Source organism: Halomonas terrestris (assembly GCF_049166755.1).
GTDB lineage: Bacteria > Pseudomonadota > Gammaproteobacteria > Pseudomonadales > Halomonadaceae > Halomonas.
Genome location: NZ_JBMHFZ010000002.1, coordinates 140,809 through 155,956, shown reverse-complemented (window position 1 = coordinate 155,956; position 15,148 = coordinate 140,809). Strand labels below are relative to the sequence as shown.

The following is a 15,148-nucleotide window of genomic DNA, read 5'->3' as shown; positions in this document are numbered from 1 at the left end:
GAAGGGAGAGTGGCATGACGTTCGTCGTCACCGAGAACTGCATCAAGTGCAAGTACACCGACTGTGTCGAGGTCTGCCCGGTGGACTGCTTCTACGAGGGCCCCAACTTCCTGGTCATCCACCCCGACGAGTGCATCGACTGCGCCCTTTGCGAGCCGGAATGCCCCGCCGAGGCGATCTTCTCCGAGGACGAGTTGCCCGAGGGCCAGGAGCCGTTCATCGAGATCAACGCCGAACTGGCCGACGTCTGGCCGAACATCAGCGAGAAGAAGGACCCGCTGCCCGACGCCGAGGAGTGGGACGGCAAGCCGGGCAAGCTCGAGCACCTCGAGCGCTGACCCCGGCACCGGGAAGCAGAAACGACACCGCCGAATGTCGCGAGACATTCGGCGGTGTCGTTTCTGCCCTGAGCGAAGAAGGAGAACACCAGGCAAAAAGGCGGCCCGCAGGCCGCCCGCTCCCAGCCAATCCTTGAGCGGTTCCCTCCGCTCGACTCCTGTGGTGCCTTCCCTGCCCGGAAGCGGCTTCCTGTCGCACCAGGCGCACCACGTCTTGCATCCCGTTGCATCCTGCCGGGAGACCCTTGCCGTTCTCCCTTGTCCCGTGGTCCATTGTGGCAGCCCTGCGCTGCAGCACAACCCTCCCCCCGCCATGCTCCGAAGGTGAGCCCCCTTGAGCGGCCGATGGAGGGATAGAATTTAATCTTTCAAAATCAATGGTATAAAAAAGACCGACACCCAAGGATGTCGGTCTTCCCAATCCGTCTCTAGCGAATCTCTTCGCCTTTTTGTAGGCGATTTCCTACAAAAAATCGCGCAAAAGGCAACAGCGTTCGCTTACTGGCCCTTGATCGCGGCGCGGCCCGGGTAGCTCACGCGGTCGCCCAGCTCCTGCTCGATCACCAGCAGGCGATTGTACTTGGCAACGCGATCGCTGCGGCACAGCGAGCCGGTCTTGATCTGGCCGGCACAGGTGCCCACGGCCAGGTCGGCGATGGTGGTGTCCTCGGTCTCGCCGGAGCGATGCGAGATCACCGCGGTGAAGCCGGCGTCCTGGGCCATGCGGATGGCATCGAGGGTCTCGGAGAGCGAACCGATCTGGTTGAACTTGATCAGGATCGAGTTGCCGATCTGCTCGTCGATGCCGCGCTTGAGGATCCGGGTATTGGTGACGAAGAGGTCGTCGCCCACCAGCTGCACCTTGTCGCCGAGCTTCTCGGTCAGCGCCTTCCAGCCGTCCCAGTCGGACTCGTCCATGCCGTCCTCGATGGAGACGATGGGGTAGTCGTCGCACAGGCCGGCCAGGTAGTCGACGAAGCCTGCCGCATCGAAGGACTGCCCCTCCCCGGAGAGGTCGTACTGACCGTCCCGGTAGAACTCGGAGGAGGCACAATCCAGGGCCAGGGTGATGTCGCGGTCGAGCTCGTAGCCGGCATCGGCCACGGCCTGCTTGATCACCGCCAGGGCCTCGGCGTTGGAGGCCAGGTTGGGGGCGAAACCGCCCTCGTCGCCCACCGCGGTGGCCAGGCCCCGGGCGCCGAGCACCTTCTTCAGGGCATGGAAGATCTCGGCGCCCATGCGCAGGCCTTCGCGGAAGTTCGGGGCGCCCACCGGCTGGATCATGAACTCCTGGATATCGACGTTGTTGTCGGCATGCTCGCCGCCGTTGAGGATGTTCATCATCGGCACCGGCATGCTGTACTGGCCCGGCTGGCCGTAGAGCTCGGCGACATGCGCATAGAGCGGCATGCCCTTGGCATTGGCCGCGGCCTTGGCGGCGGCCAGCGACACCGCCAGGATGGCGTTGGCCCCCAGCTTGGCCTTGTTGTCGGTGCCGTCGAGCGCCAGCATGGCGTCATCGAGGCCACGCTGATCACGAGCATCCATGCCCACCAGGCGCTCGCGGATCTCGCCATTGACCGCCTCGACGGCCTTCAGCACGCCCTTGCCGAGATAGCGACTCTTGTCGCCATCGCGCAGCTCCAGGGCCTCGCGCGAGCCGGTGGAGGCCCCGCTGGGGGCACAGGCCACGCCCACGGCGCCGCTCTCGAGGCGCACCTCGGCCTGCACGGTCGGGTTGCCGCGGGAGTCGAGCACCTCGAGGGCGCGAATGTCGACGATCTTGGTCATACGAGGTTTCCTTTTGTCCTGTCAGCTGTGGAGTCGTTACGGGATCTCGAGCGGCGTAAAGCCCTTCACCAGCTCATCGAGGGCCTTGAGCTGGGCCAGGAAGGGCTCGAGCCGGTCCAGCGGCAGCGCGCAGGGGCCGTCGCACAGGGCCGCATCCGGGTCCGGATGGGCCTCGAGGAAGAGCCCGGCGAGGCCCACCGCGACCCCGGCACGGGCCAGCTCGGCCACCTGCGCCCGGCGGCCGTCGGCGCTGTCGGAGCGCCCGCCCGGGCGCTGCAGCGAGTGGGTCACGTCGAAGAACAGTGGGCAGCCGGTCTGCTTCATCTCGCCGAAGCCGAGCATGTCCACCACCAGGTTGTTGTAGCCGAAGCTGGAGCCCCGCTCGCAGAGGATCAGGCGGTCGTTGCCGGCCTCCTCGCACTTGCGGATGATATGGCGCATCTCGTGGGGGGCCAGGAACTGCGGCTTCTTGATGTTGATCACCGCGCCGGTCCGGGCCATGGCCACCACCAGGTCGGTCTGGCGTGCCAGGAAGGCCGGCAGCTGGATCACGTCGGCCACCTCGGCCACCGGGGCGGCCTGCCAGGGCTCGTGGACATCGGTGATGATCGGCACCCCGAAGCGCGCCTTCACCTCGGCCAGTATCTCCAGCCCCTTCTCCAGGCCCGGACCGCGGAAGGAGTGGATCGAGCTGCGGTTGGCCTTGTCGAAGCTCGCCTTGAACACATAGGGCATCCCGAGCCTGCCCGTGACCTCGACGTAGGCCTCGGCGACCTGGAGCGCCAGCTCCCGGGACTCCAGCACGTTCATGCCGCCCAGCAGCATCAGCGGCAACGAATTGCCGGCCTTCAGGCCGGCAATGTCGACATGACGTTCGGGTTCTGACATGGCTTGCCTCACTCCTGGTGCGAAGACTGGGCGCGGGTGCGCATCGCTTTGTGCTCCAGCGCCGCGTTGACGAAGCCGGTGAACAACGGGTGACCATCACGCGGCGTGGAGGTGAACTCCGGGTGGAACTGGCAGGCCACGAACCAGGGATGATCCGGCAGCTCGACCATCTCCACCAGGGAATTGTCGACGCTCCTGCCGGAGACCACCAGCCCGGCCTTCTCCAGCGCCTCGACGAACTGGTTGTTGACCTCGAAACGGTGGCGATGGCGCTCGACGATCTCGTCGCTGCCGTAGGCCTCGCGGGCCTTGCTGCCGGCCGCCAGGTGGCAGATCTGGCCGCCCAGGCGCATGGTGCCACCCAGGTCGGAGGCCGCGTCACGCAGCTCGATCTTGCCCTCGGGGGTGATCCACTCGGTGATCAGGCCCACCACCGGGTGCTGGGTGTCGTGGGTGAACTCGGTGGAGTTGGCGTCCTCCCAGCCGGCCTTGTTCCGGGCGAACTCGATCACCGCCACCTGCATGCCGAGGCAGATGCCGAGGTAGGGGATGCCGCTCTCGCGGGCGTAGCGGGCGGCGGCGATCTTGCCCTCCACGCCGCGCTCGCCGAAGCCGCCGGGGACCAGGATGGCGTCCTTGCCCGCCAGCCGTTCCGGGCCGTGGCGCTCGATGTCCTCGGAGTCGATGTAGTCGACGTTGACCTTGACCCGGGTCTGGATGCCGGCGTGGATCAGCGCCTCGTTGAGCGACTTGTAGGCGTCGAGCAGTTCCATGTACTTGCCGACCATGGCGATATTGATCGACTTCAGCGGGTTGAGCTTGGCATCGAGCACCTTGACCCACTCGGCGAGGTCGGCCTCGTCCGCCTCGAGGCGCAGCTTGTCGCAGACGATCTCGTCGAGGCCGTGCTCGTGGAGCATCAGCGGGATGCGATAGATGGTGTCGGCATCCTGCAGCGGGATGACCGCGCGCTCTTCCACGTTGGTGAAGAGCGCGATCTTGCGCCGCTCGCCCTCCTCGAGCTCCACCTCGCTGCGACAGATCAGGATGTCCGGCTGGATGCCGATGGAGCGCAGCTCCTTGACGCTGTGCTGGGTCGGCTTGGTCTTGGTCTCACCGGCCGTCTTGATATAGGGCACCAGGGTGAGGTGCATGAAGATCGCCCGACTCGCCCCCAGCTCACTGCGGATCTGACGGATCGACTCCAGGAAGGGCAGTGACTCGATATCACCCACGGTGCCGCCGATCTCCACCAGCGCCACGTCGAAGCCCTCGCCGCCGGCATAGACGCGGCGCTTGATCTCGTCGGTGATGTGCGGGATCACCTGCACGGTACCGCCCAGGTAGTCGCCGCGGCGCTCGCGACGCAGCACATGCTCGTAGACACGCCCGGTGGTGAAGTTGTTGCCCTGGGTCATCTTGGTGCGGATGAAGCGCTCGTAGTGGCCCAGGTCGAGGTCGGTCTCGGCGCCATCCTCGGTGACGAACACCTCGCCATGCTGGAAGGGGCTCATGGTGCCCGGGTCCACGTTGATGTACGGGTCGAGCTTGAGCATGGTGACCTTGAGGCCGCGCGCCTCGAGAATCGCCGCCAGCGAGGCCGACGCGATGCCCTTGCCGAGTGAGGACACAACGCCACCGGTCACGAAGATATATCGTGTCATGGAGAACCTGTCGAAACGTGATCATGAGGCTCGGCAGGAAGCCGCGCCAGGATGGGACGACAGACTAGCAGAATACGACCAATGGCTCAATTTCAGCGCCAAGCGCCAAGCAGTATGAAACCTTCGCTTGCAGGTACCCGGCAATCGGTGCTGACGAGGCTAGCGGCGCCGGGGGCAGGTCGCAGAGGGGGTCCTACGCCAGGGATGGCGTCGGTAGCGCCCAGGGAGGGGTTCACAGCGCCCCCTCGTAGACCTGTCGCCGGGAAAGCCGCGGATTCAAGCCCCAGTCAGTAGCATTACGACTCGCGGCCCGAAGCCTGCTGCCCGTGGCTTATACGCCCAGATAGTCGAGGATGCCCTCGCCGGCCTGGCGGCCCTCGTAGATGGCGGTGACCACCAGGTCGGAGCCGCGCACCATGTCGCCACCGGCGAAGATCTTCTCGTTGGTGGTCTGGAAGGCGTGGGCGCCCTCTTCCGGCGCCTTGACCCGGCCGCGTTCGTCGAGCTCGATGCCCACGGTCTCGAACCAGGGCGCGGGGCTCGGCTGGAAGCCGAAGGCGATGACCACGGCATCGGCGGGTACGATCTCCTCGGAGCCCGGCACCACCTCGGGCCGCTGGCGGCCGTTCTCGTCGGGCTCGCCCAGGCGGGTACGCACCACCTTGACGCCCTCGACCTTGCCCTCGCCGACCACGGCCACCGGCTGGCGGTTGAACAGGAACTCCACGCCCTCCTCGCGGGCGTTGGCCACCTCGCGCCGCGAGCCCGGCATGTTCTCCTCGTCGCGGCGATAGGCACAGGTCACGCTGGCCGCGCCCTGGCGAATCGAGGTGCGGTTGCAGTCCATGGCAGTATCACCGCCACCCAGCACCACCACCCGCTGGCCCTTGAAGGAGATGTAGTCACGCGGGTCCTTCTCGAAGCCCAGGCAGTGATTGACGTTGGCGATCAGGAAGTCGAGGGCCTTGTGCACCCCGGGGAGGTCCTCGCCGGGAAAACCGCCTTCCATGTACTTGTAGGTGCCCATGCCGAGGAAGACCGCGTCGTACTCCTCCAGCAGGGTGTCGAACGGGATGTCCCTGCCGATCTCGACGCCGAGGCGGAACTCGATGCCCATCTCCTCGAACACCGCCCGGCGGCGCTCCATGACGTTCTTCTCGAGCTTGAACTCGGGGATGCCGAAGGTCAGCAGCCCTCCAATTTCCGGATAGCGGTCGTACACCACCGGCTTGACGCCGTTGCGCACCAGGATGTCCGCGCAGCCCAGGCCCGCCGGGCCAGCCCCGATCACCGCCACCTTGCGATCGGTCCAGATCACCTTGGACATGTCCGGGCGCCAGCCCATGGCGAAGGCGGTGTCGGTGATGTACTTCTCCACCGAGCCGATGGTCACCGCGCCGAAGCCATCGTTGAGGGTACAGTCCCCCTCGCACAGGCGGTCCTGGGGACAGACCCGGCCGCACACCTCGGGCAGCGTATTGGTCTTGTGCGACAGCTCGGCCGCCTCGAGGATGTTGCCCTCGGCCACCAGCTGCAGCCAGTTGGGAATGTAGTTGTGGACCGGGCACTTCCACTCGCAATAGGGGTTGCCGCAATGCAGGCAGCGGTGCGCCTGGCTGGCCGCCTCCTGGGGCTTGTAGGGCTCGTAGATCTCGGCGAACTCCCGCGAGCGGGTGCGCACCTCCTTCTTCTTCGGGTCCTGGCGACCCACGTCGATAAACTGGAAATCGTTGCTCAGACGGTTTGCCATGGTCTCTGCTCCTCTCTGCGGGCTGACTCGGAACGCCAACGACTCATTCATTCCGGCTGACGCCGGGACTGGGCAAGCAGGCCGTTGAGGCTCGCTGCCTTGGGCTTCACCAGCCAGAAGTGGCGAATGAAGTCGCTGAAGTCCTCGAGGATCGCCGCGCCCCGGGCAGAGCCGGTCTCGGCGACGAACTCCTCGATGACCTCCCGCAGGTGACGCCGGTAGGCCTCCATGGCCTCGGTATTCACCCGGTGGATCTCCACCAGTTCATGGTTGTACTTGTCGACGAAGGTGCGATCCTCGTCGAGCACATAGGCGAAGCCACCGGTCATGCCGGCACCGAAGTTCACCCCGGTCTCGCCGAGCACGCAGATCAGGCCGCCGGTCATGTACTCGCAGCAGTGGTCACCGGCGCCCTCGATCACCGCATGGACGCCGGAGTTGCGCACCCCGAAGCGCTCGCCCGCGGTGCCGGCGGCGAACAGCTTGCCGCCGGTGGCGCCGTACAGGCAGGTGTTGCCGATGATCGCCGTCCTGTGGCTCTCGAAGGAGCTGCCCGCCGGCGGCACGATCACCACCTTGCCGCCGTTCATCCCCTTGCCGACGTAGTCGTTGGCGTCGCCCTCCAGGTAGAGGTGCAGGCCGCGGGCGTTCCAGACGCCGAAGCTCTGCCCGGCCACGCCCTTGAAGCGCGCGGTGATCGGTGCATCCTCGAGCCCCTGCTCGCCGTAGCGCTTGGCGATGGCGCCGGAGGCCAGCGCCGCGACGGAGCGGTCGCAGTTGGTGATGGTGAACGCGAACTCACCGCCGGACTTCGCCTCGATGGCGTCCTTGAGCGCTTCCAGCACCTCCTGATTCTTGGCCCCCGGGTCATGGGGCACGTTGCGGCTGACCCGGCAGAACTGCGGCGCATCCGCCGGCACGAAGTCGTTGCCGAGCAGCGGGGTCAGGTCGAGCCGCCGCTGGGAGGCGGTCACGCCCTCGAGCACCTCGAGCAGGTCGGTGCGGCCGATCAGGTCGGTGAGCCGGCGCACGCCCAGCATGGCCATCAGCTCGCGCACCTCCTCGGCGATGAAGCGGAAGTAGTGCTTGACCATGTCCACGGTGCCGCGGAAGTGCTCGCCGCGCAGGTAGTCGTCCTGGGTGGCCACCCCGGTGGCGCAGTTGTTGAGGTGGCAGATGCGCAGGTACTTGCAGCCCAGCGCCACCATCGGCGCGGTGCCGAAGCCGAAGCTCTCGGCGCCGAGGATCGCCGCCTTGACCACGTCGAGGCCGGTCTTCAGGCCGCCGTCGGTCTGCAGGCGGATCTTGTCGCGCAGGCCGTTGATGCGCAGCGCCTGGTGCACCTCGGGCAGGCCCAGCTCCCAGGGCGAGCCGGCGTGCTTGATCGAGGTCAGCGGGCTCGCCGCGGTGCCGCCGTCGTAGCCGGACACGGTGATCAGGTCGGCATAGGCCTTGGCCACGCCGGTGGCGATGGTGCCGATGCCGGGCTCCGAGACCAGCTTGACCGAGACCTGGGCGTCCGGATTGACCTGCTTGAGGTCGAAGATCAGCTGCGCCAGGTCCTCGATGGAGTAGATGTCGTGGTGCGGCGGCGGCGAGATCAGGGTCACGCCGGGCACCGAGTAGCGCAGCCGGGCGATCAGTTCGTTGACCTTGCCACCGGGCAGCTGGCCGCCCTCGCCGGGCTTGGCGCCCTGGGCCACCTTGATCTGCAGCACCTCGGCGTTGACCAGGTAGGCCGGGGTCACGCCGAAGCGCCCGGAGGCGATCTGCTTGATCTTGGAGGAGCGCACGGTGCCGTAGCGGGCCGGATCCTCGCCGCCCTCGCCGGAGTTGGAGCGCCCCCCCGCCTCGTTCATGGCCTGGGCCAGGGCCTCGTGGGCCTCGGGCGACAGCGCCCCCAGCGACATGCCGGCGCTGTCGAAGCGCGGGATCAGGTCCTCGACCGCCTCGACCTCCTCGAGCGGCAGCGGCTCGGCGGCCGGCTTCAACTGGAGCAGGTCACGGATGGTGGCCGGCGAACGCTCGTTGACCAGCGCGGCGAACGTCTTCCACTTGGCGTAGTCGCCCTCCTGCACGGCCTCCTGCAGCGCCTTCACCACGTCGGGGTTGTAGGCGTGGTACTCGTGGCCGTGCACGTACTTGACGAGGCCGCCCTGGGAGATGCCCTTGCGCGGGGTCCAGGCGTCGCGGGCCAGCCACTCCTGCTGCAGCTGCAGCTCGGCGAAGCCGGTGCCCTGGATACGCGAGGCCATGCCGGTGAAGCACAGCTCCATCACCTCGTCGGCCAGGCCCACCGCCTCGAACAGCTGGGAGCCGCGGTAGGAGGCCAGCGTCGAGATGCCCATCTTGGAGAGGATCTTGAACAGCCCCTTCTGCAGGCCCTTGCGGTAGTTCTCGCGTGCGTCGGCCGGGTTGCCGACCAGCTCGCCGGTGCGGTGCATGTCGGCCATCACCTGATAGGCCAGCCACGGGAAGACCGCGGTGGCCCCGACGCCGAACAGCACCGCCATCTGGTGGGCGTCGCGGGCATAGCCGGTCTCCACCACGATATTGGCGCGCGGGCGAAGGGCCAGGCGACCCAGGTGGTGGTGCACGGCCCCCACGGCCATGGCCGCGTGGATCGGCAGCTCGCCCTTCTCGAGGTCGGCGTCCGACAGCACCAGCACCACCTTGCCCGCCTTCACGGCCTCCTCGGCCTGGCGGCAGAGCTCGCGGATGGCCGCCTGCAGCCCAAGGCTCTCGGGGTCATAGGCCATGCGCAGCCGGTGGGGAGCGAAGGCCGGTTCCTCCTGCTCCACCAGCGCGGTGAACTTGCGCGGCGAGAGCACCGGTGTGGTCAGGATGATGCGGTGGGCGTGTTCGGGGGTCGCCTTGAAGACGTTGCGCTCGGCGCCGATGCAGGTCTCCAGCGACATCACGATCGCCTCGCGCAGCGGGTCGATGGCCGGGTTGGTGACCTGGGCGAACTTCTGGCGGAAGTAGTCGGTCAGCAGGCGCTGCTTGCCGGAGAGCACGGCCATGGGGGTATCGTCACCCATGGAGCCGACCGCTTCCTGGCCGCTCTCCGCCAGCGGGCGCAGCAGCTGGTCGCGCTCCTCGAAGCTGACCTGGAACATCTTCTGCTGCACGTTCAGCGTGTCGACGTCCATGTTCTGGAAGCTGGCCAGCTCGGTGAGCGCCGATTCCAGGTAGTTGGCCTCCTGCTTGAGCCAGCGCTTGTAGGGATAGGCCGCCTTCAACCGCTCGTCGACATCGCTGGTATGCAGCACCTCGCCGGTCTCGGTATCCACGGCCAGGATCTGCCCCGGGCCGACGCGGCCCTTGGCCACCACGTCCTCGGGCTTGTAGTCGTAGGTACCGATCTCGGAGGCCAGCGTGATGTAGCCGTTGCGGGTGACCACCCAGCGGGCGGGACGCAGGCCGTTGCGGTCGAGCATGCAGACGGCCTGGCGGCCGTCGGTCATGACCACGCCGGCCGGGCCGTCCCAGGGCTCCATGTGCATGGAGTTGTACTCGTAGAAGGCGCGCAGCTCGCCATCCATCAACTCCACGTTCTGCCAGGCCGGCGGCACCATCATGCGCACCGCACGGTGAAGTTCCATGCCACCGGTCAGCAGCACTTCCAGCATGTTGTCCATGCTCGAGGAGTCGGAGCCCGTGGTGTTGACGATCTCGTCGAGCTCGACGATCTCGGGAAGGCGCTCGCTGATGAAGTTCTCCTTGCGCGAGTTCGCCCAGCCACGGTTGGCCTCGATGGTGTTGATCTCACCGTTGTGGGCCAGCAGGCGGAACGGCTGGGCCAGCGGCCAGCGGGGCTCGGTATTGGTGGAGAAGCGCTGATGGAAGACGCAGATGGCGGTCTCCAGCCGCTCGTCCCCCAGGTCCCGGTAGAAGGCCGGCAGGTCCACCGGCATCACCAGCCCCTTGTAGGAGAGCACTTCCGGCGACAGCGAACAGACATAGAAGTCCGCGTCGTCGCGCAGCGCCTGCTCGGCACGGCGACGGGCCATGAACAGGTCGACATCGAACCGTTCGCCCTCCCCTTCGGCCGGCTCGACGAACACCTGGCGGATGCGCGGCAGGCAGTCCAGCGCCATGGGGCCGCAGATGCTCGGGTCCACCGGCACATCGCGCCAGCCCAGCACCTTGAGGCCACGCGCCTCGAGCTCGGCCTGCAGGGCCTCGCGCCCGCGGGCCTCGCGAGCATCGTCGTCGGGCAGGAAGATGGCGCCCACGGCATAGCGCTCGCCCAGCTCGACCTTGAGCGATTCCTGTGCGACTTCGCGCATGAAGGCGTCGGGCATCTTCAGCAGCAGGCCACAGCCGTCGCCGGTCTTGCCGTCGGCGGCGATGCCGCCACGATGGGTCATGCAGGTCAGGGATTCGATGGCGGTCTTGAGCAGGTCGTGACTGGCCTGTCCCTCCATATGGGCGATCAGGCCGAACCCGCAGTTGTCACGGAACTCGCCGGGCTGGTGAAGACCTCTGTTCATGGGCGTGCCTCGGGTAAAGGTATTTCTTTTACAGCTGATGCATGGTATTTTAGACGGTTTTTCTTTTTTGCTTCCCCGACATCGCTCGCATCAGCCGTGCGGCAAAAAGGGCCACAAGAATAGCCAGCCCAACGGCCAACACGCAATGACCCCGCCCCGGATCGCGCTGGAAAAACAACGAAAAATCCGTGACTTGCAGAACAGTCACGGCAAAAAAACCCGGCAAGTCAACGACTTGCAAAGCCCTACAACGATTTTTTAACGCATGCCACAAGGATATAGACTTTGGTCTAATCTGGCCGATTTTTTCCATGCCGATACGGCATAACGCATGCGGATTAGCGAATTACCGAGCCTGCCGGCCGGTCGACGGCACCCGGATACGCCGACGCCCGCACGAGGCGGGCGTCGGCAGTGTCGATGGCAGCGGGCGAGCGTCAGCGGCGGGGGAACTCCTCGAGCAGCGCAGCCAGCGTCTCGGGCGGGGTCTCGTCGTGCACGCGGGCATCCCCCAGCGCACGCAGCAGGATCAGGCGCAGGCGGCTGTCGATGTTCTTCTTGTCCAGGCGCATGCGGACCAGGAAATCCTCCCCCGACATGTCGGCCGGAGCGGACAGCGGCAGCGCCGCGGCCTCGATGATCGACCGGGTGCGCGCCACCTGCCCGGCACTCAGCCAGCCCAGTCGCTGCGAGAGCTCGGCGGCCATCAGCATCCCGGCGCCCACTGCCTCGCCGTGCAGCCACTTGCCGTAGCCCTGGTGGGCCTCGATGGCGTGCCCGAAGGTGTGACCCAGGTTGAGCAGCGCCCGCACCCCCTGCTCGGTCTCGTCCTCGGCGACGACCTCGGCCTTGATCTCGCAGCTGCGTTCGATGGCCCGCGTCAGGGCCGGGGCGTCCAGGGCCCGCAGGGAGGGCATCTCGCCTTCCAGCCAGGCCAGGAACTCGGCATCGCGGATCAGGCCGTACTTGATCACCTCGGCGAGTCCCGCGGAGAGCTCCCGCGGCGGCAGGGTCGCCAGGGTGTCGGTGTCGATCAGCACCGCCCTGGGTTGCCAGAAGGCACCGATCATGTTCTTGCCGCGGGGGTGATTGACCCCCGTCTTGCCGCCCACCGAGGAGTCCACCTGGGCCAGCAGCGTCGTGGGCACCTGGATGAAGGCCACGCCGCGCTGGTAGCAGGCCGCCGCGAAGCCGACCATGTCGCCGATCACCCCGCCCCCCAGCGCGACGAGGGTGCAGCGACGGTTGAAGCCGGCCTCGAGCAGGGCGTCCCAGATCCGCTCGACGCTGGCCAGGCTCTTGGTGGCCTCGCCGTCCGGAAGCACCAGTTCACGCACCTCGAGCCCCTCGGGGAGGCCCTGGCGGCAGCGCTCGAGATAGAGCGGGGCGATGGTCTCGTTGGTGATGATCATCACCTGGCGCCCGGCCAGGTAGGGCGAGAGCCAGCGGGGATCGCCCAGCAGGCCGGGACCGATGTGGATGGGGTAGCTGCGATCGCCCAGCGCCACCCGGAGGGTGTGCGGGGCGTTCCGGGAGTCGCTCATGGGATCAGGCCTTGCATTGCAGGGGATCGACCAGGCGCGTCACGCGCCGCACGATCTCGTTGACCACGGCCCGCGGGCCGCGGCGATCGGTACGCACGATGATATCGGCGGTGGCGCGGTAGAGCGGGTCGCGAAGGGCGAACATCTCGCGCAGCACGGCCTCGCGATCGGGGCGCTGGAGCAGCGGCCGGTTGCGATCCTTGGCGGTGCGCCTGAGTTGCTGCTCGACGGTGGTGAACAGGTAGATGACGGTGCCGCGCTCGCGCAGGGCGCGGCGGTTCTCCTCGCGCAGCACGGCACCGCCCCCGGTGGCGATGACCACATTCTCGAGGCGGGTCAGCTCGTCGATCATCTGGGACTCGCGATCGCGAAAGCCCGCCTCGCCCTCGACGTCGAAGATCCAGGGGATGTCGGCGCCGCAACGCGCCTGGATCTCGTGGTCACTGTCGAGGAACTCGCGTGACAGTTCGGCCGCCAGCAGGCGGCCGATGGTGCTCTTGCCGGCCCCCATGGGGCCGATCAGTATCAGGTTGGGTAAGTCCTGCATCAGCGAATGGCCAGGCCGTCCTCCAGGATTCTGGGAGTGATGAAGACCAACAGCTCCACTTTCTGGTTACTGCTCTCATTGTATCGGAAAAGCCGCCCCAGTACCGGAAGGTCGCCGAAGAACGGGGTCTTGGCCAGTCGGGACAACTCCTCGGTCGTGAGTATACCACCCAGGACGACGGTCTCGCCGTTGTCCACCAGCACCTGGGTCTCGATCTGGTTGGTGTCGATGGCCGGCACCCCGCCGAACACCTGGTCGGCGATGGTGTCGTTGTTGATCACCAGGTCCATGATGATGCGGTTGTCGGGGGTGATCTGCGGCGTCACCTCCAGCGACAGCACCGCCTCCTTGAACTGCACGTTGGTCGCCCCACTGGAGGTGGCCTCCTGATAGGGAATCTCCTGCCCCTGCTTGATCACCGCGGTGCGCTGGTTGGCGGTGATCACCCGCGGCTGGGAGATCGTCTGGCTCTTGCTCTCGCTCTCGAGGGCGCGCAGCTCGAGGTCGAGCAGGATATCACCGGACAGGTAGCCGAAGGCCAGGGAGGTGAGCGGGTCACGACCATCGCCACCGAGGTCCACCGCCAGGCCGCCCCGCTCACGCCGGACGAGCTCGTCCTCGACGGGATCGAACCAGATCTGCTGGGGGTTCTCGCCGGTGGCGGCCCCGCCCATGCGGAATCGATTCCCGTCCCGCGAGACGCCCCAGTTGACCCCCAGCTCCTGGGTGACGCCGTCGCGGGCGATGACGATGCGCGCCTCGATCTGCACCTGGCGCACCGCCACATCGAGCCGATCGAGGGTGCGCAGGATCTCGTCGATCTGGTCAGCGGTGTCCTGGATCAGCAGGGTGTTGGTGCGCTGGTCCACGGCCACGCGACCGCGCTCCGAGAGCAGGCCGAACCCCTCCCCTCCGCGCAGCAGCCGGGCCAGGTCGTCCGCCTTGGCATACTTCACCTGCACGTATTCCGACTGCAGCGGCGCCAGGGTCTCCATCTGGCTGCGCGCCTCGATCTCCTGGCGCTCGATGTCGGCCAGTTCGCTGGCGGGTGCCACCACGATGACGTTGCCCTCCTGGCGGCTGGCCAGGCCGTGACTCTTGAGCACCAGGTCGAGCGCCTGGTCCCAGGGCACCTCCTGGAGGTTGAGGGTCACGCGGCCGGTGACGCTGTCGCTGGCCACCAGGTTCAGCCCGGTGAAGTCGGCGATGATCGCCAGCACCGAGCGCACCTCGATGTCCTGGAAGTTGAGGGTGATTCGCTCCCCGGTGTAGTCGAACTGGTCCCGGACGCGCTGTTCGCGCTCCTCCCGTGTCACCGGCTGGGCCTCGATGGTCAACTGCCGGCCGCTCTGGGTGGAGAGCATGGCGAAGTCGCCGCTGCCCTCGATGTCCAGGGTCACGCCGTCCCGGCCTGGCCTCGGCGTGATGCGCTGCAACGGGGTGCCGAAGTCGCTGACGTCATAGACCTGGTTGAGGGAGTCGGGAAGCGCGACATCGCGCAGCTCGGCGGTGATGCGATGACGCCCGGCCTCCCGGACGCGGGCGTCGACGCCGGCCCGGTCGAAGGTGACGATCAGCCGACCGGCACCGCCGTCGCCGCGGCGGAAGTCGATGTCCGCGATGGCGGGCCCACCGACCCTGGCCGGCGCCGGGGAAGGCTCGCTGCTCGGCGCGGCCTCGGCCGTCCGGGCCGGCTGCGGCTCGCCACCGCCGCCGATGGAGAGCCGCAGCCGGTCACCCTGCTGGGTGGTGTTGTAGGGCAGCGGGCCCTGCAGGTCGAACACCAGGCGGGTACGGGAGCCCGCCTCCAGGGCGGTGACCTGCTCGACCCCTGCGATGCCGAGGTCGTAGCGCCGCTGGCCGAGCCGGCTCGATGTGTCCATCAGGTCGATGGTCAGGCGGGCCGGGTCGTCGAGCCGGTAGCCGCGCACCTCGGGCACCGGCCCGCTGAACCCCATGTCCACTTCCAGCTCGCCGCTGCTGCCCTGCCGGAAGTCGAGCTCATCCAGTGTGGAGGCCGCCAGGGCGGCCGAGGAGGCCGTCAGCAGCAGCAGTGTCGCGAGTCCGCGCATCATCTGTCTCATGGTTCCCTTCCCCCCGCTGAAGTGTCGCCCGTCCCTGCGCGGCGCG

General features: G+C 67.3%; 9 protein-coding genes. 1 reads left to right on the top strand and 8 read right to left on the bottom strand.

Translation table 11 applies throughout. The annotated features are described in order from the left end of the window. Positions 1 to 14: 14 nt before the first annotated feature. Positions 15 to 338, top strand: coding sequence for a ferredoxin FdxA (fdxA, locus tag ACOMD9_RS03000; protein WP_421412073.1), 324 nt, complete (start codon positions 15 to 17; stop codon positions 336 to 338). Between the two features lie 498 nt (positions 339 to 836). Here fdxA and eno read toward each other — a convergent pair whose 3' ends face one another. The 8 genes from eno to pilQ form a co-directional block, all read right to left on the bottom strand. Further along, complete coding sequence (gene eno, locus ACOMD9_RS02995; RefSeq protein WP_421412072.1) at positions 837 to 2,129, bottom strand: phosphopyruvate hydratase; 1,293 nt, start codon at positions 2,127 to 2,129, stop codon at positions 837 to 839. Positions 2,130 to 2,165: 36 nt separating this feature from the next. Beyond that, entirely contained in the window at positions 2,166 to 3,017 is an 852-nt protein-coding gene (gene kdsA, locus ACOMD9_RS02990) for a 3-deoxy-8-phosphooctulonate synthase (RefSeq protein ID WP_421412071.1), read from the bottom strand. 8 nt (positions 3,018 to 3,025) lie between these two features. Then, entirely contained in the window at positions 3,026 to 4,681 is a 1,656-nt protein-coding gene (locus ACOMD9_RS02985) for a CTP synthase (protein WP_421412070.1), read from the bottom strand. Between the two features lie 331 nt (positions 4,682 to 5,012). Beyond that, positions 5,013 to 6,431 (bottom strand): FAD-dependent oxidoreductase, encoded by a 1,419-nt coding sequence (locus ACOMD9_RS02980; protein ID WP_421412069.1) that lies wholly within the window; start codon positions 6,429 to 6,431, stop codon positions 5,013 to 5,015. 47 nt (positions 6,432 to 6,478) lie between these two features. Further along, a complete protein-coding gene (gene gltB, locus ACOMD9_RS02975) occupies positions 6,479 to 10,927 on the bottom strand; it encodes a glutamate synthase large subunit (protein WP_421412068.1) in 4,449 nt (1,482 codons plus the stop codon). Positions 10,928 to 11,364: 437 nt separating this feature from the next. Further along, a complete protein-coding gene (aroB, locus tag ACOMD9_RS02970) occupies positions 11,365 to 12,471 on the bottom strand; it encodes a 3-dehydroquinate synthase (protein WP_421412067.1) in 1,107 nt (368 codons plus the stop codon). A 4-nt stretch (positions 12,472 to 12,475) separates the two neighbouring features. Continuing rightward, on the bottom strand, positions 12,476 to 13,018 hold the full coding sequence (aroK, locus tag ACOMD9_RS02965; RefSeq protein ID WP_421412066.1) for a shikimate kinase AroK: 543 nt from the start codon (positions 13,016 to 13,018) through the stop codon (positions 12,476 to 12,478). Continuing rightward, entirely contained in the window at positions 13,018 to 15,102 is a 2,085-nt protein-coding gene (gene pilQ / locus ACOMD9_RS02960; protein ID WP_421412065.1) for a type IV pilus secretin PilQ, read from the bottom strand. The genes aroK and pilQ overlap by 1 nt, the downstream gene beginning before the upstream one ends. Between the last annotated feature and the right edge of the window lie 46 nt (positions 15,103 to 15,148).

Coding starts and splice junctions, on each gene's coding strand:
- fdxA (WP_421412073.1), top strand. CDS start 15: ATGACGTTCGTCGTCACCGAGAACTGCATCAAGTGCAAGTACACCGAC.
- eno (WP_421412072.1), bottom strand. CDS start 2,129: ATGACCAAGATCGTCGACATTCGCGCCCTCGAGGTGCTCGACTCCCGC.
- kdsA (WP_421412071.1), bottom strand. CDS start 3,017: ATGTCAGAACCCGAACGTCATGTCGACATTGCCGGCCTGAAGGCCGGC.
- ACOMD9_RS02985 (WP_421412070.1), bottom strand. CDS start 4,681: ATGACACGATATATCTTCGTGACCGGTGGCGTTGTGTCCTCACTCGGC.
- ACOMD9_RS02980 (WP_421412069.1), bottom strand. CDS start 6,431: ATGGCAAACCGTCTGAGCAACGATTTCCAGTTTATCGACGTGGGTCGC.
- gltB (WP_421412068.1), bottom strand. CDS start 10,927: ATGAACAGAGGTCTTCACCAGCCCGGCGAGTTCCGTGACAACTGCGGG.
- aroB (WP_421412067.1), bottom strand. CDS start 12,471: ATGAGCGACTCCCGGAACGCCCCGCACACCCTCCGGGTGGCGCTGGGC.
- aroK (WP_421412066.1), bottom strand. CDS start 13,018: ATGCAGGACTTACCCAACCTGATACTGATCGGCCCCATGGGGGCCGGC.
- pilQ (WP_421412065.1), bottom strand. CDS start 15,102: ATGAGACAGATGATGCGCGGACTCGCGACACTGCTGCTGCTGACGGCC.